Genomic DNA, 25,639 nt, shown 5'->3' on the forward strand with positions numbered 1-25,639 from the left:
GTAGTGGTGCCATCATATTCTTTGTCATCTCCGGTGATTCCCGTAATAGTCAAGGCTTTTGTGGTGATATCAGCAGATAGACCAGGTTGGGTCAACGTATAGTTACCAGCATCAGCGCCGGAAATTGTATAACCTGTGGTAGTGATCGTGATACCGGTTCCTACATCAGCACTGCCAAAAGTAAAGACTGGTGTTCCGCCTAAGCTTACAACATCTGTTGATTCTAATCCCCTTAATGAAGCAGTTCCAGATGCAGTGGCTGCAGTGGTACCGTCATATTCCTTGTTATCTCCCGTGATTCCTGTAATGGTTACCGCTTTTGAAGTAATATCAGCAGACAAACCAGGCTGGGTCAAGGTATAGTTACCGGCATCAGCTCCTGAAATTGTATAACCTGTGGTAGTGATCGCAATGCCGGTACCTACATCGGCACTGGCAAAAGTGAAGACCGGTGTACCGCCCAAGCTTACAACATCTGTTGTTTCTAATCCGCTTAGTGAAGCTGTTCCTGAAGCTGTGGCTACAGTGGTGCCATCATATTCCTTATCATCTCCGGTGATTCCTGTAATGGTTACCGCTTTTGTGGTGATGTCAGCAGACAAATCTGGCTGAGTCAAGGTATAGTTACCAGCATCAGCTCCAGAAATCGTATAACCTGTGGTAGTGATCGCAATGCCGGTACCTACATCGGCACTGGTAAAGGTAAAGACCGGTGTACCTGATAAGCTTACAGCATCTGTTGATTCTACACCACTTAGTGAAGCTGTTCCAGATGCAGTAGCTGCAGTGGTTCCGTCATATTCCTTGTTATCTCCGGTGATCCCTGTAATGGTTAGGGCTTTAGTAGTAATATCAGCAGACAAACCAGGCTGGTTCAAGGTATAGTTACCGGCATCAGCTCCGGATAGCGTATAACCGGTTGTATTGATTACAATACCTGTACCTACATCGGCACTGGCAAAGGTAAAGACTGGTGTGCCTCCTAAGCTTACAACATCTGTTGTTTCTACGCCACTTAATGAAGCTGTTCCCGATGCAGTGGCAGCTGTAGTGCCATCATATTCCTTGTCATCTCCGGTGATTCCCGTAATGGTTAAGGCTTTAGTAGTGATGTCAGCAGATAAAGTTGGCTGGGTCAAGGTATAATTCCCAGCATCTGTCCCGGAAATCGTATAACCGGTTGTAGTGATCGCTATGCCTGTACTTACATCAGCACTGGCAAAGGTAAAGACTGGTGTACCGCCCAAGCTTACAACGTCTGTTGATTCTATACCACTTAGTGAGGCTGTTCCTGATGCAGTAGCTGCAGTGGTACCATCATATTCCTTGTCATCTCCCGTGATTCCTGTAATAGTTAAGGCTTTTGTGGTGATATCAGCAGATAGACCAGGTTGGGTCAACGTATAGTTACCAGCATCAGCGCCGGAAATCGTATAACCTGTGGTAGTGATCGTGATACCGGTTCCTACATCAGCACTTCCAAAAGTAAAGACTGGTGTACCGCCCAAGCTTACAACATCGGCTCCTACCACTCCACTTAGTGAAGCAGTTCCAGATGCAGTAGCTGCAGTGGTGCCATCATATTCCTTATCATCTCCCGTGATCCCTGTAATGGTTAGGGCTTTAGTAGTAATATCAGCAGACAAAGTTGGCTGAGTCAAGGTATAGTTACCGGCATCAGCACCGGAAATCGTATAACCTGTGGTAGTGATCGCAATCCCTGTTCCTACATCGGCACTGGCAAAGGTAAAGACCGGTGTGCCTCCTAAGCTTACAACATCTGTTGTTTCTACACCGCTTAGTGAAGCTGTTCCTGTTGCAGTAGCTGTAGTGGTGCCATCATATTCTTTGTCATCTCCGGTGATTCCCGTAATAGTCAAGGCTTTTGTGGTGATATCAGCAGATAGACCAGGTTGGGTCAACGTATAGTTACCAGCATCAGCGCCGGAAATCGTATAACCGGTTGTAGTGATCCCAATGCCGGTACCTACATCGGCACTGGCAAAAGTGAAGACCGGTGTACCGCCCAAGCTTACAACATCTGTTGTTTCTACGCCACTTAGTGAAGCAGTTCCTGAGGCAGTAGCTGCAGTGGTGCCATCATATTCCTTATCGTCTCCGGTAAGCCCCGCAATGGTTACCGCTTTTGTGGTGATGTCAGCAGACAAAGTTGGCTGAGTCAAGGTATAGTTACCAGCATCAGCTCCTGAAATTGTATAACCTGTGGTAGTGATAGCAATACCTGTTCCTACATCGGCACTGGCGAAAGTAAAGACTGATGTACCGCCCAAGCTTACAACGTCTGTTGATTCTATACCACTTAGTGAGGCTGTTCCTGATGCAGTAGCTGCAGTGGTACCATCATATTCCTTGTCATCTCCCGTGATTCCCGTAATGGTTAGGGCTTTGGTTGTAATATCAGCAGACAAAGTTGGCTGAGTCAAGGTATAGTTACCAGCATCAGCTCCGGAAATCGTATAACCGGTTGTAGTGATCGCAATGCCTGTACCTGCATCGGCACTGGCAAAGGTAAAAACTGGCGTACCTGATAAGCTTACGTCATCGGCTCCTACCACTCCACTTAGTGAAGCAGTTCCAGATGCAGTAGCTGCAGTGGTGCCATCATATTCCTTGTCCTCTCCGGTAAGACCGGTGATGGTGAGTGGTATTTTATTTTCAACTACAAACGTATTAGTATTAGTTCCTGTAGGTGTAGTATTAGTTAATGCATTACCAGCAACGTCGGATATGTCCTGACTTCCAGAAAACCCTAAGGTAACTGTCCCGTTTAAACCTGCTAAATCACCACCAGACACGGTTACCCTATAAACAGTTCCACTTGGATTTGTTACAGATGCTATTGTCGCAGTGGTTCCAGTTACTGTAAAGTCGTCTATGGAGGTATTACTAACAGCTTCACTAAAAGTTACGTCCCAGACTAATGCATCTGCATTGGTTGGACTGGTCGTTGGGTTTTGACGAACAATACTCGATACTCTAGGTGCTACGGCATCTACCAAAACATTTGTCGTCGCACCTATAGCGTTCAAGGTCAGATTTGCATCCTTACCTCCGGAATCTCTTAGAGTACCTCCTCCAGTTGCCAATGTTCCTATAGCTATACCATCTGTATCCAAATCTCCAGATTGAACGGTATATCTGAATTGCAAATTCGTTGTCCCACTTCCTCCCAAAAGAGTTGCCTGACGCGCTGTACCCCCTATTGTTAAAGACAGCTCAGGTGTTCCTCCTCCTGTGTTTACAGTAACAGCCTCATTAAAATTCACAGTAAAATCCAAGTTCTGACTAATGATATACGTGTCATTGCTAGGCACACTTACACTACTTACTGTAGGTGCAACTGCACTTGAGATTACTGTAGTGGTATTATCAATAGTATTTTCTGTCCCATCATTAATAGTAACCGTAAAGATGGTTGTTTCTGAAGTAGCCGTTCTATTATCTGTTGAGTTAAAACTCAGGGATCTTAAAGCCGTTTGCATGGCCGCAGCTCCTCTGCTGGTAATGGTATACGGACCTGTTCCTGATGATGCTCCTGTAATAACTCCTTTGGCATTATTATCTAAAGAAATGGTCGCGGTAACATTGTCACCGTCTGCGTCTGTAATAGTTATTCCTGAAAATAGATTAATTGTAGCATTGTCATTAACAGTCTGCCCTGCAGTTGTGCCTCCAACACTTGGAGCTGTGTTGGTAACTTCAGGAGTTATATTTGGAGAGCTAAAAGTTCCTGCAGCAAAATTATATGGACTTGTTGTGTTGTTAGTGCCGATGCCATCATTAAAACTCCAATTGTTTCGATTATTAATTGCAATTCGAACCTGTTCAACTGTCCCGGTAAGTGTTCCGGTGTACTGTGCATTATCCTGTTCTAAAAATGAATCTGGAAAAAGGGCAACAGCATTAACCCCATTAGTGAGTCCTGTAGGAAGATCTGAAGTTGAAACACTGGTTGTATTACAATCTACATTTATCTGAGTACAATTTTGACAATCAAACCATTTAGTTACCGAATCGTCACAGCCTGGTACACCTGCATAGTTATCATCCCCATATATTGCTGCTAAAAAGTTAGGATTAGGCGGTGCTGCTCCAGTCCCTGAGGTATAAGCGATCATACTATCTCCAGCAGATAATGAAAAACCGGAATACCCCGAAGCTAAATTTGCAGTCCCGTAAGAACTTGTAAAAGAGTCCGAAGTGCTCTCTACAACAGAAACAATCGTACCCATAGACAATCCTCCTGATGGAGCAGTCCAAATTATATGATCTTCACCGTTGGAATACCAAGTATTATTAAAAGAACTCCATCCCTGATCTGTAAAATAGATTATAGTCCCAGCAGGTATGTCTGTCAAAGTAATAAAAGCAAATCCATCCGGATTATCTGTATTATATCCTACAAAAGCAATATCTCCTGCAGCGAGACTTTGACTATTTAAGTTATAGCCAAAGCAAGAAGTAATAAGTAATAGCGTAAGTAATAATTTTTGCATAGATTTTATTTTTTAGAGGTAAAGATCATTAAGTAATGTTGAGTTCGTTAAACACATAAATAAGCATTATGCCACCCCGAATTGGGATCGCTTACCTGAAAATTATGAGAATTGGAATATGTTAACGAATCTATCAAATCGTATTCATAAGATTCATTATTCCAATTAATTTCCCATAAACGATGACTTACAACAACTCTATTTGTTTCTGAGTTTATTTTTAAAAGGCCTCTTGGACCGTGTAATTCTTCATAATTATCCCCTTCTAATTTTTGCTTCATCAACAAGCCATTTTCATAACCAAGAATTGCAAACACACTAGGTTGCTTTTTATATTTTTGGAAATACTTTTGCATAAAATCAATATTAGCTCGTGATTGAGTATCCTCCGGCAACCACGAACTTACGGTTCGGGTTTTATCAAAAAGAGCCGGAAATAAATCTAAAATCTGAGAAGTAACGGTAAAAGGGAGCGTGTATAGTGGTGTGTTCTCAAGTACTTTACTTGCTGCTAAAAATTCGGCGTGTTCTTTGGCAAAAGTGCCGTTATGAAATGCAAAGAGCACATCGGGAGTTGTTGCCTCTACAAACTCTTTGAGTAGTACTGCTTCATTTGACCTAGGATGTAAAGGAGTAATAAAATGCCCTGCAAAACTTCCTTGATTTTCTTTATAAAGTGTATTTTGAATAGCTTCAATAAAACCATAACCCGACTCGTAGTAACATGTTGAAGTCGCTACTTTAAATAATTTGTTATCTAAGAAATAGCGCCCTAATAATTCGGTTGCTCCATAAAGATCTAAAGAATTACAAAATACTCCTGACCTGCCAGATAAATCTAATGGGCAAGTTGCTCCAAAATCTGTATAAATTAGCTGCTCACCTATTCGCTCGATGTGATCTAAAATTATTGAGAGATCTTTGTGACCTAAAATACCGGTAATGCAAGAGAGTTCGTTTTGATTTGATAATTTTTCAATCGCATCAATAACGCGCTCGGAATTATTTCCAAAACCAATACCCTCTACCTTAAGTTGTAATTCTTCTTCATCAAATACTAAGCGAATGCCATTTATAAATTCCTTTCCCAGTTTTGGAAACTCTTTAGATTGAGGAAGCACGACTCCTATATTAAAATCCATGATAAAAAAATATTAAAGGTTCATTAGAAGAAATGAACCTTTCTATAAATTAGGATCTAGATGGGAATATACCTACTTCAGCTATACAAACATTTATACCTAGAAAAGGATTTCTGCTTTGTAAAGGAATGTTTCCTCCACTAGCTGTAGTGGTACCTGATATACCAACACCTCCCAATTTATCTCCAGTTGTCCCATCTTCTCTGTAAATTTCTGGCATACTGCCTGATGTACCCAATACATTCGCTCCTCCATCAGTTTCTGAAGTTACACTCTCATTATTTGTAGTTGCTACCGTTACATTTGCTACACCATTTACTAATGCATGAGAGTGAGAAGGCATATTAGCCTGCGTGATATAAAGTTGTTCTGCTCCGCCTCTTTCCCCCCAGCTAATTGCTGACAATCCGGGGCCGTGCCCGATATGGACGATACTTCTACCGCGTAAATCGGGTAGCGCAAAAGTAGTTCTGCCATCTCCACCAAATGTAGTTCCCAGAAGGGAAAACAAAGCTGAATACGTAGCAATAGGTAAAAGTTGCCCGTCGCATTTAGCCCAGCCTCTAGGTGCGAAATTAAATCCGAAAGGTTGAATTTGACCAATAAAAGGTTCCATAATTCTCTTGATTTTTTGGTTAGTATTTTATCTAGTATAAAAGTAGTGTTCTAAAATAAATCAAAAAGGGGGTTATCCCCCTTTTTTGTTAAAATAAAATAATCACAAACACCTTATCTCCAAATAAATGAAAAACATAAAGAATTATACTTGTTAAAAACAGACTACTATTTTAGATAAATATTAGTAAGAAAATATACACAAACAAAATAAAGATAACTAGACAAAAAACCACAACAGGCTATCTTGCCACACAAAAAATTGTATTTAAAGTCATAAAAAACATCTTAAAATATCTAAAAACGATCAATATTGCATCTTAAACCAAAGGGGGTTTCATTCGGGTCTCGTTCGGGTTTCCTTCGGTATTGGTTCGGGTATGCTTCGGAAGGGCTTTTGGGTGAATTCTGTACAGTTTTTAAAAATTGCGTCGTTTACCGAACGAAATACGAACCATACTGGGAGTAGAACCGAAATTCTTCCACATAAACTGAGCTAATATTAACACAACTCTAATGACCAATTATCTAGTTTTCTATTAAACTGTAAAATTTTACTCCGCCAAACCATGAAATTCCATCTTCTTCCCGACTATCTTACTCTCGCACATTTTTTTTGCGATGTATAGATTTAAAAATTATCATTTAAGCTTGTTAAATACCGTAAAGCAACTTCCTTTTTATTTGTAACAAATCATCCATTTTGTTAACCTATACGTCAAACTAGCATAACCCAATGGCTTCTAAACGTACTACAACCCTAATTAGAGTCCTGCTTTTAGTAGGAACACTTATCTCTTTATATTTTGTTCCGTGGCCCATTGTAACCGCTTGGATCAAACCTTTACCAGATAGCATTCAAGAACAGGTTAATAAAGCCCAAGACTACGGCTTTGACGGAATCATTGTCTATATCGATCAGACTGGTAAGAAGCCGCAATGGTTCACTGCCGGGACTCACAACAGAGAAACACAAGAACCGGCACGAGCAGATGCTCTATTTAAAATAGCAAGTGTAAGTAAACTCTACACAGCTGTAGCCATTACCAAGTTGGTGCGCGATAGACAGCTTGATTTAGATCAGACTTTAGCACATTATTTTCCAGAGTTGGCAGATCGTATAGAATATGCTGAGGAGATCACCTTGCGTATGCTGGTACAGCACCGCAGCGGAATTCCTAATTTTACAGACACCTATATGTATTGGGCAAAGCCAAAAGACAATAACCAAGAGCGGCTGGCATTGATTCTAGATCAACCGGCGGACTTTAAACCGGATATCGATTATGCCTATTGTAATACCAATTACCTACTGCTTCACGAACTCATAACAAAAGTGACCGGGAAAATTTCTTTCGCTTATGTAAAAGAGAATATTCTCGCGCCTCTTAACCTTGAGAATACCTATGGTTCTATTCACAATGTTGATCCAGATCGGGTAATGAGCGGGTATTATGTGGGCTATCCCAACGACTTAAAAACAGATGATAACGACCTAATGCTTGCTACAGCTCAGGATCTGGCCACTTTTATTCGTGCTCTTAATGATGGTTCAGTATTTAGGGATGCTGAGGAACGTGCTATTTATAATTCTATTTATAAATTGAATCACACCGGACTTATTCCCGGTTATCAGACCATCGCTAAATATCACAAAGAGTTGGATGCAGTAGTGATTCAATTTACAAACACTGTAGATTTTGAAGGTTACAACTGGAATCTTTCAGAAATAATGTACAACAGGGTCGTAAAAATTTTAAACAAAGAGTCTTCCAATTAAATCGAGTAGTTTTAAAGCATTGAAAATTCAACCGAGAAACTTTGAGTACGCTTCCTACAAAACCTAACACACGCATTGAAGTACTAGATATATATCGTGGTTTTGCAGTGCTGGGAATTTTTGTGGTTAATATTGTGATTATGCATGCTACCTTTATCAATCAGGACGCATATCTTGCTCAATTTACAGCTCCTGCAGATCTAATCACTCAAAAAGTCTTGCAGCTTTTCTTTTATACTAAATTCTTTCCAATATTTTCCCTGCTCTTTGGGCTGGGGATTGCGATGCAAGTTTTAAAACGAAAAAATGAACACAAGCCCATAAAAGGATTTTTATCACGCAGAATGTTCTTTCTTTTCTTGTTTGGTGTGCTTCACATCGTATTCATCTGGTCAGGTGATGTATTGCATCTTTATGCACTACTAGGCTTTTTTACATTTATTTTTATCAAGCTTTCCAATAAAATTATAATTACGCTTGCGCTGATTTCATTATGCTTTCCCTTTTATGATTTCTTTTTAGAAAGCTTTTTTAATACTATTCATTTTGAGCCTTATGTGTATTTAAGTGATTATAATGGCGCCAAAATTAATGACATAATCATAACCGGAACCTATCTAGAAGGGCTACACTTGCGCTTTTTAGAATATGTAACCAATCTTCCTATGCTCCTCGGCTTTCTTACACCTGTAGCTTTATCGATGTTTCTTTTGGGATTGTTTTTAGGTAAAAATAAAATCGTAAATAAACTTGAGCTTTTTATTTTCAAGATCAAAACACCAATTCTTGTAGTCGCACTGATAACCAATTTATATCGGGTGCTTTTTTTAGAAGTTTTAACCGGTTTGAATAGTTACAAGACTGAACTTATACGCACGCTATTCATCAAATTGATGGTTATATGTGACGTAGCAATGGGGTTGTTTTATCTATGGCTCATTGGGTGGATCTGGTATTACACACCCTGGCAAAAAGTATTAAATCCTTTAAAATATGTTGGCCGTATGGCCTTAACGAATTACATTTTACAAAGTTTCCTAGGTCTTATACTCTTCTCTTCAATAGGTTTCAAATTATATGAAACGTTAAAACCTGTTGAAACGCTTATCATTGCGCTTATACTATTTTGTATACAGGTAATATTGAGCAAAATTTGGCTGAAGCACTTCAAATACGGCCCCTTAGAATGGATCTGGCGCTGTCTTACTTACAAGAGACTAATTCCTATTTCTAATTGATCCATATACGTATTCCTCATATAAAAACACTTAAAATAAAATGACCGAACAAACCTCACGATTTAAGGGTTGGCAACGCATCCTGCTGTTTATTGCACCTTATCTATTTTGTGTTATAGCATTTCAACTTTTAGGAATGCTCGTCGCTCAAGTAGATTTTACAGATTCCTCACAAGCTAGAACCACGACTCAAAGTCTGATCATTCATTTTTTTGATTTGCTGGGTACGCTACTTATACTTTGGCTTTTTATGCGCTTTGTAGATAAAAAACCCTTTATACAACTGGGCTTTCAAACCAAAAACCGACTACACGAGTTTGCAATGGGTTTGCTTTTAGGACTGCTTATTATGAGTTTAGGCTATGGATTTTTATATACTGTAAACGAACTTATTTTTCTAAATTTCAATATTGATTTTATAGAGTTGCTCCTTTCTGTGTTCTTTTTTCTCATCATTGCCGTAGTAGAAGAAAGTGTCTTTAGAGGCTACCTACAACGTAATTTAATGCTTTCGTTTAATAAGTGTGTGGCGCTGCTTATTTCAGCAGTTATTTTTTCATTAGCTCACGGATTGAACCCTAATGTAAGTGCTCTTGGACTTTTAAATATTTTCCTTGCGGGAATTTTGCTGGGAATTTCATACACGTATACTAAAAACCTTTGGTTTCCAATTGCTTTGCACTGGAGTTGGAATTTATTTCAAGGCCTTTATGGTTTTAATGTAAGCGGCCAAAACTTTTACAACTTGATCAACTTTAAAATCGAAGAAGCAAATAAACTCAACGGTGGTGCCTTTGGTTTTGAAGGTTCGTATCTGTCCATCATCGCTCAAGCTGTTGCAATAGCCGCTATTTTTTATTACTATCAGAATAAATCTAAAGACTATGTCATAATCCCATAAGAACAATGAGACTCCTGATTCTAAAAATTTGCTTTTACTAGGTTTTGCCTTCATCATTGGCTATCTCATTTTTTCCAATTGGGATGCACTGAAATCTTGGTTTATCTTTTAGGAAACCCTATTTAAAGACACTTAATATATTAAATATCAGTATTTTAAGTTAAATTAGGTTTATGCGTTTAAAATAACCGTATCTTTGCCGCTTATTAGAATTTATGACATTTAAAGAATTAGGTCTTATTGACCCTATCCTTAAGGCACTTGCCGATAAAGGATACACCCACCCTACCCCAATTCAGCAACAAGCCATACCGGTACTTCTTAAAGGAAAAGACTTATTAGGTTCGGCACAGACGGGTACCGGAAAAACGGCAGCTTTTACCATTCCTATCTTGCAACAGATTTATAACAATATTGGTTCGGGTAAAGGCGGACGAAAGCTTAAAGCTTTAATCATTACGCCAACTCGTGAACTCGCTATACAAATTGACGATAACGTCGCAGAATACAGCAAATACACTGGTATAAAGAATACCGTGATTTTTGGGGGAGTAAAACAAGCTTCTCAGGTAAATGCGATGCGTAAAGGCGTAGATGTATTAACAGCTACACCGGGCCGTTTACTCGATTTGGTCAAGCAAGGTTTTATCAGCTTAAAAGATATTGAATATTTGGTGCTTGATGAAGCAGACCAGATGCTTGATATGGGCTTTATACACGACATTAAAAAGGTTTTAAAACTCGTACCGCACAAGCGTCAGTCGCTATTCTTTTCGGCTACGATGCCTAAAGCAATTATAGATCTTTCTAAACTCATTCTGGGCGACTTTGAAAAAGTGAGTATCGCTCCCGAGAAGCCTACAGCTGAGCGGGTCGATCAGTCGGTTTATTTTGTGAGTAAAAAGAGTAAAGCTAAATTATTAAAGCACCTCATTGAAACGGAAAAACCAGAAACGGCTTTGGTATTTTCACGTACCAAGCACGGAGCGAATAAGATTGTAAAAATCTTAGATAAAGCCGGTATCAATGCTGCTGCCATTCACGGTAACAAATCACAGGCTGCCCGTCAAAAAGCATTGAGTGCTTTTAAAGATGGAAAAACCCAGGTTTTAGTAGCAACTGATATCGCTGCGCGTGGTATTGATGTTTCAGAGTTAGAATTGGTAATTCAGTATGACCTTCCTAACGTTCCTGAAACGTATGTACACCGTATTGGGCGTACCGGTCGAGCAAAAGCCAGCGGTATAGCGCTAAGTTTCTGTGCACAAGATGAGCGTCCCTATTTAAAAGATATCGAGAAACTGATCAAACAAAAAGTACATGTGATTGCAGAACATCCATTTTTAGTAGATGGGCCTGAGGACCCGTCTGAAGCTCCGGCTGCCAGACCACCTCGTAATAATAACCGCAACAGATCTAATAGATCACGCGGTAATTCAGAAAATAAAAGTCACAGACCAAAAAAGCAGACAGCGGGAAAGCCTAATAAGCGTTTCAACTCAAAGCCGAAGTCTGAGTAAAATTTATGATTATCCTATAAAAATCCGCTGTAGTTCATCTGTAGCGGATTTTTTTAGGATCATTTTTAAAATCTAACTATTATTTAACAACCCACACACTACTTTCTTTTTTATATTTAATCTGTTAATTAAGGACACCGACACTATGAAAAAATTAATCGTATTAGCAGCTTTTGCTGCAATACTTTTTGTGAGCTGCGACGATACCCGTAAAGCATTACACGAAAATTATTTAGAATTTGTAATGCATACTGATAGTCTTGAGGTCGTTCACGAGGCGATGACGGTTTCTCACGAGCAACTTAAAACAGATACCAGAACCTTAAGCGATAAATTGAAGGAAGTTGAAGAAACCGACTCTATTGCAATGGCTGATCTGCAAAAGCATCAAATGTTGCTCAAACAACAAGCCGAAACGTTGAGCAAACTCAAAAGCACCATAGAAAGTCACAGCGAGCTAAAAGCATATTTTATGTCAGATAGTATTACTGTAACGCAAATGGAACAACAGCTTACAGATATGGAAGCGAATAATGAGGAGATTGCAGCGCGTCTCAATCAAATCAAAACCGAATTGAAAACTATTGAAGCCGAGCAAGAGGCTTTAAAACAAACTTCAGATAAATAATAAACAATTACCCTATTGTTTTTTTTATCGTTCTCTAAACAGAATCAGTAAAATTGAGAAGTCCGTTGAAAATAAATTCAACGGACTTTTTTCATTTGAAAAGTGCAGTTTAGATTAAATTCAAAGCGGTTTTTAGTAACTTGAAAATCGTAAACTACTTCGGGGCATCCCCGCGAAGCATTAAACTAAACAATATATTTTAAAACGAGATAAGTCTTGGAACATTTAAATCTCGATTATCGAGGAAAATCAATCAAAATATGGAAATCAAAAATCAAATCTTAAGTATAACAGCTGTACTCCTCTCTCTGAGTGGTTACTGCCAGATCGATCAAGTAGATACCCGGTTGCTAGACGAGCCGGCTATAAGCAAAGATCATATAGCTTTTATTTATGCAGAAGACCTTTGGGTCGCCAATAAAGATGGTTCACAACCGCGTAGGCTTACGATAGATGAAGGTGTTGAATATAACCCGGTATTTTCTCCTGATGGTAAAACCATCGCATTTAGTGCAGAATATGATGGAAATATGGATGTGTTTACGGTTCCCACCACAGGAGGTGTTCCTTCCCGGTTAACCTGGCACCCGTATCCTGATTATGTTCGGGGTTTTACTCCAGACGGCAAGCACGTACTTTTTGCATCACAACGGGCAATTTTCACCAATAGGTACACCGAACTTTTTACAGTTCCTGTAGAGGGTGGTCATGCTGCAGAATTAGAAATACCTAATGCTTTCTGGGCTAGTTATTCTAGTGATGGAAAATACATCGCCTATACTCCAATTCCTGATCGTTTTAACCAATGGAAACATTACCGGGGTGGTACACAGACGCGTATATTTATTTTTGATACTGCAACTCAGGAAATTGTTGAAATCCCAAAACCAGCTTCAGGAAGTAATGACACCCAACCAGAATTCTTAGGAGATCTGGTTTATTTTAGAAGCGATCGAGATGGTGAATTCAATTTGTACAGTTATGATATCAACACCAAAAAAGTTGAGCAATTAACTGATTTTAAAGACTATGGCTTACAAGATGTTTCGGTATCTGAAACCGGGAATATCATCATGGAACAGGCTGGTTATTTACACACTTTTAATCCGGCTACAAAAACTTTAAAAAAGCTGACTATTGGTATTGCTACAGATTTGTTAGAGTTGCGTCCGCGCTTTGTGAGTGGGAGCGACTATGTGCGAAGCGCCGGTATCTCTCCTACAGGTGCACGTGTTGTTGTAGATTTTAGAGGTGAAATTGTTACCGTACCGGCAGAAAAAGGAGATGTTGCTAATTTAACAGAAACTCCGGGTGTTCACGAGACCTTCCCTAAATGGTCGCCAGACAGCAAGTCTATCGCTTATTTCTCTGATGCAAGTGGTGAGTATGAATTGCATATAAAAAATCAGAACAGTCTAGATGAGGCAAAAGCCATCCAATTAGATGGCACTGGTTTTTATGCCCATTTACACTGGTCTCCAGATAGTAAAAAAGTGGCTTATGTAGATAATGGAAGAAATCTATATATCACAACAGTTGCTACCGGTAAAACTGAAAAGGTAGCACAAGATATCTTATATCAACCGGCAGATTATCGAGATCTTTTCGGAAGCTGGTCTGCAGATTCTAATTGGCTAGCTTATACCTTGATTACCGAAACTAATTTTGAACAAGCCTATATTTTTTCGCTTAGCGAAAACAAATCCTATCCTATTTCAGACGGACTTTCAAATGTTACTGAACCTACATTTGACCCTAGTGGAAAATACCTTTATCTAACCGGCTCTACAGATGCAGGACCGGTTGTGAACTGGTTTGATCAATCTAATCAGGATATGGAATCTTCAAATGCATTGTATTTAATCACCTTACAAAAAGATGTGAAATCTCCTTTTGCCAAAGAAAATGATGTAGAAGTTATTGCTGAAAAAGAAGAAGAGGCTGAAGAAAAAGAGGATAAAAAGGAAGAAATCCCTACTTTAAAAATAGACTGGGATGGCATTATGAATCGTATGGTTTCAATACCTGTAGGAACAGGACAATTTGGTTCGTTAGCTGTACCAAAAGAAGGGATGTTGTATTATTTATCTTACCCTTCTCACGATGGAGAAACTACTATGTACCTCTATAATCTTGCTGAACAAAAAGATGAAGAATTGCTAGAAGCCTACTCCTTCGAAATTTCCGCCAACGGCGAAAAAATGCTATATGCCGATTCTGGTAGTTGGTTCGTTTCAGAAGTTGGTAAAAAAGCTGATAAAGCTCCTTTAAATTTAGAAGGTATTCAAGTTAAAATTGATCCTAAGAAAGAATGGAGAAACATCTTTAATGAAGCCTGGCGTGTAAACCGTGATTATTTTTACGATCCGGCAATGCATGGTGTTGACTGGGATGCAATGAAAGAAAAATACGAAATATTTGTACCTGATGCTGCTGCAAAAAGTGACTTGTATCGCTTGATGAGTTGGATGTTTGCTGAACTATCTGTAGGGCATCACCGCTTTGATTATCGTGGGGATAACAGAGTGGAGAAAGAAAGCATAAGCGGTGGTTTACTGGGTGCTGATTATGTTGTGAACAATAACCGCTATCAGATTTCAAAAATATACGGCGGTCTCAACTGGAATCCAGATCTGCGTTCTCCACTTACCGAACCCGGAGTAAGTGCGAGTGTAGGTGATTATATCATCAAAGTAGATGGTAAAGAAGTGACTGCTTCAGATAACCTGTATCGTTTCTTTGAGAATAAAGCCGGCAAACTGGTAACGCTTACTTTAGCTGCAAATGCGAACGGCGCTAATGCGCACGATGAAGAAGTCACAACTATTGCTTCTGATCGCGATTTAAGAAACCGGGACTGGGTAGAAGGTAATATTAAAAAAGTAAATGAAGCCACAAATGGTCAGGTTGCTTATGTCTATGTACCCAATACCGCAACCGGTGGTCACGAATACTTTAAGCGCTATTTCTATCCGCAGGCCGATAAAAAAGCGATCATTGTTGATGAGCGTTTTAACGGGGGCGGTCAACTGGCTGATTATGTAATAGATTTACTTAACAAGCCAATGCAGAGTTATTGGAATTTTAGATATGGTAAGGATATGAAAGCACCCAGTGCTTCTATACAAGGACCTAAAGTGATGCTTATTGATGAAACTGCTGGTTCTGGTGGAGATTATTTACCGTATTTATTCCGAAGAAATAAACTGGGAACCCTTGTGGGTAAACGTACCTGGGGCGGACTCGTAGGCGTTTTGGGGTATCCAGAGTTTATAGATGGCGGAATGGTAACCGCACCAAACGTAGCTTTTTATAATGAAGAAGGTTTTGGAATTGAAAATGTAGGGACTCCACCCGATGTGGAGGTAGAACAAACGCCAAAAGAAGTAATTGCCGGGAAAGACCCTCAACTGGAAAAAGCAATTGAGATCATTTTACAACAGCTGAAGGAAAATCCACCAAAGACGTTGACTACTCCTGAATATCCAGATAAAACGAAAAATTAATTTAAAAATTCAAAGCCTTCCCGTTAGACTGGGGAGGCTCTTTTATATGAAAAAACAGTTATTAATCTTTGCCTTAATTTTAAACGGTTTTTCTGCTTTTGCCCAAACCGCTTATCAAACCGAAATTCTTCAATTTCAAAAAGACTTGAATGCCGAATATAAAAATCCCGAAGAATCCCCGCTAACCCCAGAAGAACAAAAAGTTTTTAAAGGACATCAATTCTATCCTATCGATTCTACATACCGGGTTATGGCTCAATTTGACCGTATTGAAAATCCGGTAACAATTGATTTTCCGACTTCTTCAGGTAAGATAAAGCAAGAAGAAACCTATGCAATTGCTTCGTTTGAATTAAATGGAAAACCCTATCAACTTACTATTTATCAAAGTCCAGAATTAAGGGAAACTGAAGAATACTGGGATTATCTTTTCCTCCCATTTACAGATTATACCAGTGGTGTAGAAACGTATGGAGCCGGGCGCTATATTGATCTAAGAATTCCTGAAGGGGAAACGATTGTCATTGATTTTAATAAAGCATACAATCCGTTTTGCGCGTATAGTCCTAACTATTCTTGCCCTATTCCACCGGAAGCTAATGATCTAAAAACAGAAATTAAGGCGGGTATACGAGGTCCTCAAGAACATAAGTAATATAATGAAAGTCAAAAAGACACCACTATACAGTATCTGTACATTCATATCAAAGTTCAAGCAAAAATATTAGTCTGAAGATTCGCGGAGTAATTAGGGAATTGAGAATAATTTGAAGTTTTTTAACTATCAAGAATTCTATAAATCAAAACGCACCTAAGGTATTAAAGGTGCGTTTAAAAAATAGCAAAGCTAATTCTCCGGAAACTTTTATAATCCGGTTGCTATTCGATTATTCAATCTGTATTTCGAAAGTGAACGTAGCCTGTACTGACTTTCCGCTTTCATATTCATAAATCAAAGCCTGCTTGATCGTATAGCTGTCTCCCGTTGTTAAGCGACCGGGAAACTGCCCAATACTGAATTTTAATCCGGCCTCATCAAATTCTGAAAATAAATATGCGGTATCACCCCAACTTACTACATCGCCAGCCGAACTAAACCAGTGCCCATAACCATTTGCTGTTGTTTCTGAAATCAAATCCCCATTACTGTTTATAGCATAAAATTCAATAGCACCTCCAATATTGGCCGTGATTTCATTGGAAGAAAGCTGAAAAGCAGTAGCTAATTGATCTGCATCTACACTTACTGTCTTACCGGAATAAGCCTCGGCATCTGCAGGAAAAGTAAGATTATACTTAAAATCTTTAGACTCCGGCGTTTCTTCTCCCGATGAATCAACATAACCTAATATATTGGTATTGGTAAACTTAACCGCATACGGCCATTCTGCATCATTGCTGTTATCATCATCCCATGCGTGTGTACTATATTCAGTAGGCGCTCCGGTAATCGCAAGCCATAATTTCGAACAATTTTCGGGCACTGTAAAACCGTATTCACCTTCGGCTGAACTTTGCATAGTTCCGTAAACGCGTTCTCCTCCATTTTTAAGTGCAACAAAACCATAACGCCATCCTGCGATCGAAGCATCTACCGTATTGAATCCTGCTGCATTGGCCAAGCCTTTAAAATTTACCTTCACTTCTGTATTCGCTTCCGGTACTTTAAGTGGTATCACATTATATCCGGTTGTTTGTGGAGCATAGGTTTTAGCCACCATATGCGTACCATCTTCACGCGTGGTATAACCAAATTTTTGAGCTCCTATATAATCTTCTCCTAAATCGCGTAATTCATCAAGATCCCATGTAACCATTTTAGATGCCGCATCATAAATCTCATCATTTAAGGCTTCGGTATCTATGCTGGTTAAGCGCATATAAGCCTGAATCGGATCTTCGGGCTGTTCGGCTTCACGCCATAGACGGCCTATAAAATCCTGCCCATGCAATTGGGTCCAGTAATAATGGATGAAATAACTGGCATACCGGTAATTTTCATGATGAAGGTGCTTATTGTAATTTTCTATGTAAACGCTAAAATCATAGGCTGTAAAAACCTGTGACGGAAAAGCTTTAAATGCCTGCCACTGGGCCGTTTGTTCCCAAAAGCCATTACCACCATTTCCTCCAAAACCATAACGAAAACCGTGACCATTACCTAAATCGGCAAACACTTGATATTGAAAACAGTGACCTATCTCGTGGGCCAATGTATGTCCTGCGGGTTGTGTAGTACCGGGACTGATCCATAATGCACCAATAACATCATCATAACCAGCTCCTGTTGCCAGCCACTCATCCTGATAATACAAGAAAATCATCATCTTGTAGGTGTTGAGCTTGGTGTTTTCCAGATTCAAATCTGCAAATTTGAGCTGCTCTACATTTAAGGTATAAAACGCTTCGGCCTTTTCCAGAAGATTATCAATATTAACACGATATTGCTCAGGGATTGTAGTTGAGCCAGGGTCTACATCATTATATTTTGCGTCCCAAAAGATGATGAAATGTTCAGACTCGCGGCTGCGATCAAAACTCCATGTACTGGAATCATCTTCATAATCCATATCACCAAACTCTTGAGGTTTGTATATCTCAAGATCTGATTCAACAGGTGGCTCCTGTGGATTTTCCTCTTCTTCAAAAGATTCTACTGTGCAAGACCAAAGACTAAAGGCTAAAAGAAATAGTGTAAGTATTCCGTTAATTTTTTTCATATATCAGCTATTATTGATTGAATTAGCTCAAAATTAACAGGCTTCCACATCAAAAATTCATAGAATCTAAACCGGTATTAAACATAAGTTAACCTTTTTAACGAAACCTAGGGTCCACTCTGGGGATATAGTTCTACGCACTCTTCATCGCTTCCAGCTCTCTAAAATCCTTTTTCAGCAAATCTTTTAAAATAGATGCTGTTTGTTGTGCTGCTATTTTAGGATCAAGTGCTGTATCAGAAATACCAGATACCACACGGGTAATATCGTGATCTACCCAACGCTTTTGTGACCAACTTTTTGGAGGTGCCCCTGTGAGATAGGCTGAGAAATTATGATGTCCACTGCCAGGACGCTCACCTATGATGTGTACAATGGCTTTATTCTGTTGGCCTCTAGTAGTTCCAAACAAATGCTCTCCACAGGCATAACCGGCACGTACGCGTCCATGGGTTACGACTAGATTTTTAGAACTGATGCTTAGACCAGCATTTTTTAATTCTTCTTTTAGTGCAATCAAAAAAGGGGCTAAATGACCATCGTCCATTAAGGCGCGAGCATTTAAGCCATCAGAAATGATGATTTGTACATCTGGGACTGCAGCCCAACTTTGGCGTAATTTTTTAAGCTTGCTTGTGGCATTAAAGGATAGTTCTTCACCACTCTCAGGATGATATACATAGTCTTTGCGATCTTCAGAGCGTGTGTTTATCAATAATGCATTTTCAATACTAGTTGCAAATTGTTCAGCCATTGGCGTCCATAAGCTTTCTTTAGCATCCTCATAAAGCTTTTTAACCTCAGCTTCGAGTTGTGGATCTAAATCCCAAATTTGGTCCCCATATCCTTCTGCAATTGCTACACCACGATTTCGTATTTTCTGGAGTTGCAGTGACGCTTCCTGATCAATTTCAGCTTTGCTTCTGGAATCACCTTTTGCTTGTCTAAACTTATAATACACCCACTTTGGGTCTCCAAAATGTTCAGTGGGCTTTCCTTCAGCATTTATAATTTCGAGATCTTTAAAGAATTCCCACATCGCATCATTTACTTTATAACCAAATTTTTCGCGGATGCGCACGTGGTCTGCAAAGGAGGTCGTCAAATAACTCAACATAGGGTCATTCTTTGTAGGCAATGCCATCAGATATGCAGGGTTAGCGGGCATTACCTGCTCAATACACCAACTCAAATCATCTAGCGAAACATCCATATGCAAGGTTGAGCAAATATCAAGACCTATAGTGAGGCCGTGCAGTTTGCCCATTACCGTATCTTCAAGACAGCAACGTACTAATTGTTCTTTAGTCTTAAAAACTTCAGGACCTATAAAGCCTGCAACATCATTTACGTGAACCCAGGGCTGTGGTCCTTGTGGGTTTTGTTGCTTGAGTTGTTCTTGTAAAGCCCGAACAAAGCCATATTTTCTGGACTCGTGTAAAACCATATCAAAACCGGCTCCATGCCCGTTTGTAAAATCAGCTCCCTGTCCGGTTTCTGCATACAAGCCATATTGCGCGTTACGCAGCTTCGTATACTCCTGCATCTTTTTTATAGTCACATCAAAAGTTTTATTGGCTGCTACTGTACCGGCAAGACTTTGAAACCAAATACCTGTGGTCCCGGGTTGACTTTGTTCTACTTTGGCCTGCACATCTATATGAGAAAGTACGCAGTTAGAAAGCGTTTCTTCTAAACGGAACGTTTGCAAAATATCATAAAGAGTAGCTTGAATTTTTGCTACGGAAACCGGATCACTTGATACCGGATTAGTACCCAGAACCAAATCACCCACCGCATAAGACCAGGCATCAAAAACCTGCCACGCAATGTCATCCGGGTGATCTGTTGGTGAATTAGGTTGTACACGCGCGCTCATATAACCTTTACTACCAATCTTACTCCCGGCCAGAGGATTGAACACTTTTTGACCAACCAGAATCAATTCTTCATTAGACATCAATTTAACCACACAACCTATTACGTCGCTAGAAAGTGCCGGCATAATACGTTTGATCTCAGCTTCCGGTTGTTCTAAAATAAAAGTTTTTAATTCTCCTAAAGTGAACTCTTGAAGTGCTGAAGAAGGAATCTGTGTAGTTTGTTGCACTAGGTTATACAAGTCATCCTCGTAGATTAAGTGTGCATCTATGGCCTTAACTTTAGTATTACCCAAAAGTCCACGAGCCGTTTTTCTGGATGCCTCATCCGCCGCTGCAAGACCTAAAGTGAGATCGCCTTCTTTAAATTCGTTTGCTGCACCAATTATTTTTCGATACCAATCAAAATCTAATTTACCTTGATTTCGCTGAATGTAACTGAAAATATCTTCACCCTTTTTTGCTGTATCAAGCCTTACAGAATTTAAAGACTCACCTTGTTCTCCTGCAAAATTACATCCATTAAAAAGTAGTGTTGCCGTGCTCATAAGTCCCATTTGAATTAAAAAATTCTTTCTAGAAATTGCTTCCATAGTAAATTGTTCATCTACTTAAAGTTAGCTAAAAAGTAATCGGACTCTGTTTCTAATGCGTTAAATCAAGCTCATTTTGTAGATTTTATAAAATAGATTGTTTTTATTATCACAAACGAAATTTAAAACCTCGTTTAAACAAAAAAAGCCCTAAACCTATTACAGTTTTAGGACTCTTTAAATTATAAACCACCAAATTAAAGTTAGTTTTTAAACCTAATCAAGCTTAGTTACCAGTTCAACGTTTAAATAGTACCTATACTCAATACGTGCCGGTGTAAACAAATATTGATTTTTATTGGTGATCGCTATACTTTTCCATTTGTTTGCAACCGGATAGATTTTAAGCTCTTCTGAAGTACCAACCAAACTCAACGGAAGATTAAATTCGGGCAAAGAATTTACATACCTGTATTTCATTTCGTGATTCTTTGCATCAACATAGAGTTGTAAAGTGGGTATCTCAATTTCAGTCAAATACTGCTGAAAAACATGTGAATAATCAAACCCGGCTTTTCTAGAAATATAGTCCTGTATCTGTTTGCCATCAACCGTTTGGTTATGAAACGTCTGATTCAAACCTGCCAGAATATTACGGAATAACTGATCATTATTAATGCTGTGGCGAATGCTATGCAGCATATTCCCGCCTTTTGGATACATATCTCCACTACCTTGCGCATTCACACCATATGCTGGAATAATTGGTGTTTTGTTACCTATTCCCTGACGGATACCGTAGTTGTAATCATTTGCAGCCTCCGGGCCGTAATTGTAATCCACAAAAAGTGTCTCGCTGTAATTGGTAAAACTTTCGTGTACATACATATCGGCCAGATCGTTTGTCGTAATGTTGTTACCAAACCATTCGTGACCACTCTCGTGTATGATTATAAAATCCCAAGTCAAGCCCAGACCAGTACCAGACCCATCACGACCACGATAACCACCTGCGTAATAATTTCCGTAAGAAACTGCAGATTGATGCTCCATCCCGGTATTATTAACTTCTATCAGCTTATAACCGTCTTCGTAAAACGGATACGGTCCAAACCAATACTCAAAAGCATTGAGCATATTGTGCACTTCATTGGGCATATAGTCTTTAGCTTTTTCCAGATTGTAATCCAGTACCCAATAATTGAGATCCAGATCACCCTTAACTCCCGGGTAAACCTCTTTAAAATTCTCATAATGGCCAATATAGGGTATGAGTGTATAATTACTAATTGGGTTCTCTACGCCCCATTTATAACTGGTTGTACCGTCTTTATGCTCGGTTTTATTCAATAATCTTCCATTTGCGATTGCGGTAAGCTCACCGGGAACACGCATGGTTAATGATGCTCCACGGTCTGGTTCATCACTCTGATGATCTTTATTAGGATACCAGATAGATGCACCAAGCCCTTGACACGTAACGGTCATTAAAGGTCTCCCCTCTTTATCTTCGGAAAAAGACCAACCACCATCCCACGGTGGACGAACCGCAACATGCGGATTCCCACTAAAAAAAACTTTCACTGTATGCTCAGAATTCAATTGCTGTGGCTCGGTAATTACCCAATACACATTTCCTTCTCGCCTAAATGTAAGCTCTGTTGAATCGTCAAAAAGAATACGATCTATAACAAGCGGTTCTTGCAAATCTAGTTGCATCACATCCGGATGCTCTTCCTGAACCACTTTATACGTTATCTCATTATACCCGCTGGTATATTTGGTCTTATAAACCGGTTGCACAGCGATATCATAACGCATTACATCCCACCAAGCGCGTTGTGGTGTTATGCTGCCGCGTAAAGTATCTGCCTTTGTAAATTGCTGAGCAAAACCTGCAAAGGAAGAGAGCCCCAGACTTGCAATGACTATTAATTTCCTGATTCTCAAAATTTAGGGTTTTAGAGTAATACTGATCGTTTTGTTTTTTAATGGAATTTTAAAAGCTCCTCTTACTTTTTTGTATTTGAGCTCATAGCCTTCCGGAAGGTTTAAATACGCATCTGAAGTATAAGCATCTTTTGCAGCTAGCTTCAGTTTAACCTCTTTTGTTTTGGTGTTATAAATCACCGTTTCAACCTTTCCGGCATCAAGGGTTATCCATAATTTTAAAGGCTGAATGAATACTGCGTTTTTAGCAGCCGTTGTTAAGTGCATGCTCACTTCATTTTTAGATTCAGAAAGATTTCCGCCGAAGGGTAAATAACCTAAATCTTCATCCTTAACCAAATAGGCAGAAGAATTAACGGCATACCCATAAAAATTAGAACCGTAATCCCCTGAAAGGTAATCAATATCTAACGTAGATGGCCAACTGTGGAAAGCTGCCGCTCCAAAACCATCTTTAGTAATATTAGCAACCGAACCCAGTAAACCACCATAACCTACTTTTAATAAATGTAGATCTTCTGGATTCTCGCGATAAGCATCTAAAACAGGAATTGCATTCAAGCCAGAACCGTAATGATGTATTTGTCGCTCTACGCGAGAAAGTTTACCTCCATACAAGAAATCCCAGTAACGACGGGCGTTACCGTTATATGCCCAGTGCGGCATTGTTGGCATATAGGCTAAAATGGCATTTAAAGTCACTGCTGCTTTTGCATCATAACCAAAATAATCTGACCACATATAAACCTCTTCCTGACCGGTAGAATCCCATGGCATTTCACTACCAAAAGGATACGCCAAACTCTCCCAGTGATCAGTACGCTTTTTCATTTCAGCTTCTAGAACTGTCGCTTCCTCTTCAAGATTTTCTCGTTTTAGATCTTCTAAAACATATAAAAAAACGGAGCCTTCCATCTGCCCAAACTGCGCATAATACGGCGCATGATTAACCATTGCTAAAGTCGTTTCATAAGCTTGCTCCAGATACCACTTCCAGTCTTTTTGCGTTACCAGATTTTGATGATATCGTGATAAGCGATACAGCGTCCAGTAAGCAGCTACAACGTGTGGATAGTTATAAGATCTACCAGGGTCTGCTGCACCTTCTTTATTCCAGGCAGCCCAAGTTTTCCAGTTAATTGTATCATTATACGTACCTGCCGGCATCTCTTCTGGCTCGTAATAGAAAACACTTTTACGCACACCGTACTTATGCTCGCCCTCATTATTTTGCAAAACTCCCCAAACGGTTTGATTTACAAAATCTTCTAATTTTGCTACTTGTTCCTGATCAGGTTGAATGAGTTCTTTCATTGCTCCTCCTAACCAACTTCCGGCTCCACCTTCGTCACTCAAACCAGCAATCCAGGCACGAGAATCCTGAGTTACTTGTCTCTTGTTTTCATAATCATAAGAGATTATTGATGGTGCCCTGTTAAACACATCGGTATCGTCATCAAACCATTGCTTTTCATATAAGAACTCACCAAAATCAGCAACGAGTTCTTCTTCTGCTTTGATTACTTTATAATTAATGGTTTGCGTTTTTCCATCTGTATATGTTAGCCTTAAACGGGCTCTCCCCCATTGGTTTCCGGTAACTTCGTAAACTGTATAACCTGTTTTGGTATCCTCTAATTGTTCTACCGAAAGTGATCCTGTAGGTTCAATTGATACCGAAGCGACAGCTGCGTTGTATTTTAAAAACAGCTTTGCTTTTACATCCTGCGGAAGTACATAACCAGGAGCACTAACAGCAACCGGAATCTCTTGCTCTGTCAAGGTCTCAGACACCTCCTGAATAGCTGGAGATAAGGTTAATCGTATGGAGGACGTACGGGTCTCTCCAGGTTTTAAAACTATACTTGTAGGAATGTTCCACTGGTTTACGCCTTCCCATTCGTTAGTAGCATAAGCTTTACTCAAAGACATCCACTCGTGGTAACCTTCAAAAACAATACTACGTGGTGTAGGATCATCTAACAACGGGCGGTAGGCTTCAAATGGCATATTCTCTTCAGGAAGTACTAAAAGCACTTTACCCTTTCCGTCTAACTTTTTAACTTCAAGATAACCTGCATCCTCTCCGATATACGGATCGAAAAATACATTTTTAGCGTGAGCTTGCTCCAGAGAATTTCCTTCTAAAATGTTATTAAAAATCATTGGGATTCCCAGCGCTCCCAACTCAATTTTGTGGTCCGTTGTATTTTTAAAATCAAAAGCTAAGATCAGATCTCCATCTTCTACTTTATAATATCTAATAATTTCTAACGGAAGATCTTCTGGCAAAGTTGCCGCTAAGTCTGCAGCTGCAAGTGTTCCTGCCTTTGTTATAGCTTTAACCGGCTTGCGCTGGTATGCGGTAGAATAAGAACTCCACGCTTCTGAATCTGAATTACGAATTCTAAAATTCACATCTCCTAACTGATATAAGCTATCTCGTGATCTGATAGCCAGGCGATCTCCCGGTGTAAAATCAAAATCCGGATTTCCTTTTGGGGATAAAGCTGCGACTGTTTGAGACGCTCTAACTAATTTTAAAATAAACTGACTGGTCTCATAGGTGTTAAAGCCCTGCTCCAGACCTAGAGTAGAATCTTTAGCCGTAATTTTATCCCAATATCCCTGAGCATTGACTGTGCTTGCAGCACATAAAAATACAAAGAGAAACCCCTTTATAGTGTTCTTATAATTATTCATGCGTAT

At 39.5% G+C, this 25,639-nt stretch carries 14 protein-coding genes; 7 read left to right on the forward strand and 7 right to left on the reverse strand.

Translation table 11 applies throughout. From position 1 onward, the window contains the following. From DSM02_RS15450 to DSM02_RS15460, 3 genes are all read right to left on the reverse strand, one after another. Positions 1–4,517 (reverse strand): beta strand repeat-containing protein (locus DSM02_RS15450; RefSeq protein ID WP_128766462.1); only part of this gene is annotated, 4,517 nt, incomplete at its 3' end. 47 nt (positions 4,518–4,564) lie between these two features. Further along, positions 4,565–5,659 (reverse strand): ABC transporter substrate-binding protein, encoded by a 1,095-nt coding sequence (locus DSM02_RS15455; RefSeq protein WP_128766463.1) that lies wholly within the window; start codon positions 5,657–5,659, stop codon positions 4,565–4,567. Positions 5,660–5,708: 49 nt separating this feature from the next. Further along, on the reverse strand, positions 5,709–6,275 hold the full coding sequence (locus tag DSM02_RS15460; protein ID WP_128766464.1) for a phage tail protein: 567 nt from the start codon (positions 6,273–6,275) through the stop codon (positions 5,709–5,711). A gap of 735 nt (positions 6,276–7,010) precedes the next feature. Here DSM02_RS15460 and DSM02_RS15465 point away from each other — a divergent pair. The 7 genes from DSM02_RS15465 (at position 7,011) to DSM02_RS15495 (ending at position 16,502) form a co-directional block, all read left to right on the forward strand. Further along, entirely contained in the window at positions 7,011–8,054 is a 1,044-nt protein-coding gene (locus DSM02_RS15465) for a serine hydrolase domain-containing protein (RefSeq protein WP_128766465.1), read from the forward strand. Positions 8,055–8,095: 41 nt separating this feature from the next. Further along, positions 8,096–9,292: a DUF418 domain-containing protein gene (locus tag DSM02_RS15470; RefSeq protein WP_128766466.1), complete on the forward strand. Its 1,197-nt coding sequence runs from the start codon at positions 8,096–8,098 to the stop codon at positions 9,290–9,292. A 40-nt stretch (positions 9,293–9,332) separates the two neighbouring features. Beyond that, positions 9,333–10,193, forward strand: coding sequence for a CPBP family intramembrane glutamic endopeptidase (locus DSM02_RS15475; protein WP_128766467.1), 861 nt, complete (start codon positions 9,333–9,335; stop codon positions 10,191–10,193). Between the two features lie 215 nt (positions 10,194–10,408). After that, positions 10,409–11,713, forward strand: coding sequence for a DEAD/DEAH box helicase (locus tag DSM02_RS15480; RefSeq protein ID WP_128766468.1), 1,305 nt, complete (start codon positions 10,409–10,411; stop codon positions 11,711–11,713). A 145-nt stretch (positions 11,714–11,858) separates the two neighbouring features. Then, on the forward strand, positions 11,859–12,341 hold the full coding sequence (locus DSM02_RS15485) for a hypothetical protein (protein WP_128766469.1): 483 nt from the start codon (positions 11,859–11,861) through the stop codon (positions 12,339–12,341). 260 nt (positions 12,342–12,601) lie between these two features. Beyond that, positions 12,602–15,847, forward strand: a complete 3,246-nt coding sequence (locus tag DSM02_RS15490) for a S41 family peptidase (RefSeq protein ID WP_128766470.1) — start codon at positions 12,602–12,604, stop codon at positions 15,845–15,847. A 46-nt stretch (positions 15,848–15,893) separates the two neighbouring features. Continuing rightward, complete coding sequence (locus DSM02_RS15495) at positions 15,894–16,502, forward strand: DUF1684 domain-containing protein (protein WP_128766471.1); 609 nt, start codon at positions 15,894–15,896, stop codon at positions 16,500–16,502. Positions 16,503–16,734: 232 nt separating this feature from the next. Here DSM02_RS15495 and DSM02_RS15500 read toward each other — a convergent pair whose 3' ends face one another. The 4 genes from DSM02_RS15500 to DSM02_RS15515 form a co-directional block, all read right to left on the reverse strand. Continuing rightward, positions 16,735–18,567 carry a DUF4859 domain-containing protein gene (locus DSM02_RS15500; protein ID WP_128766472.1) on the reverse strand — a complete coding sequence of 611 codons (1,833 nt, stop codon included), beginning with the start codon at positions 18,565–18,567 and terminating at the stop codon, positions 16,735–16,737. Between the two features lie 133 nt (positions 18,568–18,700). Beyond that, on the reverse strand, positions 18,701–21,040 hold the full coding sequence (gene eutB / locus DSM02_RS15505; protein ID WP_128766473.1) for an ethanolamine ammonia-lyase subunit EutB: 2,340 nt from the start codon (positions 21,038–21,040) through the stop codon (positions 18,701–18,703). A 216-nt stretch (positions 21,041–21,256) separates the two neighbouring features. After that, positions 21,257–22,930: a M1 family metallopeptidase gene (locus DSM02_RS15510; RefSeq protein WP_240674076.1), complete on the reverse strand. Its 1,674-nt coding sequence runs from the start codon at positions 22,928–22,930 to the stop codon at positions 21,257–21,259. Positions 22,931–22,933: 3 nt separating this feature from the next. Further along, positions 22,934–25,633, reverse strand: coding sequence for a DUF5695 domain-containing protein (locus DSM02_RS15515; protein WP_128766474.1), 2,700 nt, complete (start codon positions 25,631–25,633; stop codon positions 22,934–22,936). Between the last annotated feature and the right edge of the window lie 6 nt (positions 25,634–25,639).

It is taken from the genome of Leeuwenhoekiella polynyae, from assembly GCF_004104075.1.
Classification (GTDB): Bacteria; Bacteroidota; Bacteroidia; order Flavobacteriales; family Flavobacteriaceae; genus Leeuwenhoekiella; species Leeuwenhoekiella polynyae.

Excerpts from the sequence above, each read along its gene's own strand:
- DSM02_RS15460 (WP_128766464.1), bottom strand. The coding sequence starts at position 6,275 with ATGGAACCTTTTATTGGTCAAATTCAACCTTTCGGATTTAATTTCGCA.
- DSM02_RS15490 (WP_128766470.1), top strand. The coding sequence starts at position 12,602 with ATGGAAATCAAAAATCAAATCTTAAGTATAACAGCTGTACTCCTCTCT.
- DSM02_RS15500 (WP_128766472.1), bottom strand. The coding sequence starts at position 18,567 with ATGAAAAAAATTAACGGAATACTTACACTATTTCTTTTAGCCTTTAGT.
- DSM02_RS15455 (WP_128766463.1), bottom strand. The coding sequence starts at position 5,659 with ATGGATTTTAATATAGGAGTCGTGCTTCCTCAATCTAAAGAGTTTCCA.
- DSM02_RS15465 (WP_128766465.1), top strand. The coding sequence starts at position 7,011 with ATGGCTTCTAAACGTACTACAACCCTAATTAGAGTCCTGCTTTTAGTA.
- DSM02_RS15475 (WP_128766467.1), top strand. The coding sequence starts at position 9,333 with ATGACCGAACAAACCTCACGATTTAAGGGTTGGCAACGCATCCTGCTG.
- DSM02_RS15495 (WP_128766471.1), top strand. The coding sequence starts at position 15,894 with ATGAAAAAACAGTTATTAATCTTTGCCTTAATTTTAAACGGTTTTTCT.
- DSM02_RS15515 (WP_128766474.1), bottom strand. The coding sequence starts at position 25,633 with ATGAATAATTATAAGAACACTATAAAGGGGTTTCTCTTTGTATTTTTA.
- eutB (WP_128766473.1), bottom strand. The coding sequence starts at position 21,040 with ATGGAAGCAATTTCTAGAAAGAATTTTTTAATTCAAATGGGACTTATG.
- DSM02_RS15485 (WP_128766469.1), top strand. The coding sequence starts at position 11,859 with ATGAAAAAATTAATCGTATTAGCAGCTTTTGCTGCAATACTTTTTGTG.
- DSM02_RS15480 (WP_128766468.1), top strand. The coding sequence starts at position 10,409 with ATGACATTTAAAGAATTAGGTCTTATTGACCCTATCCTTAAGGCACTT.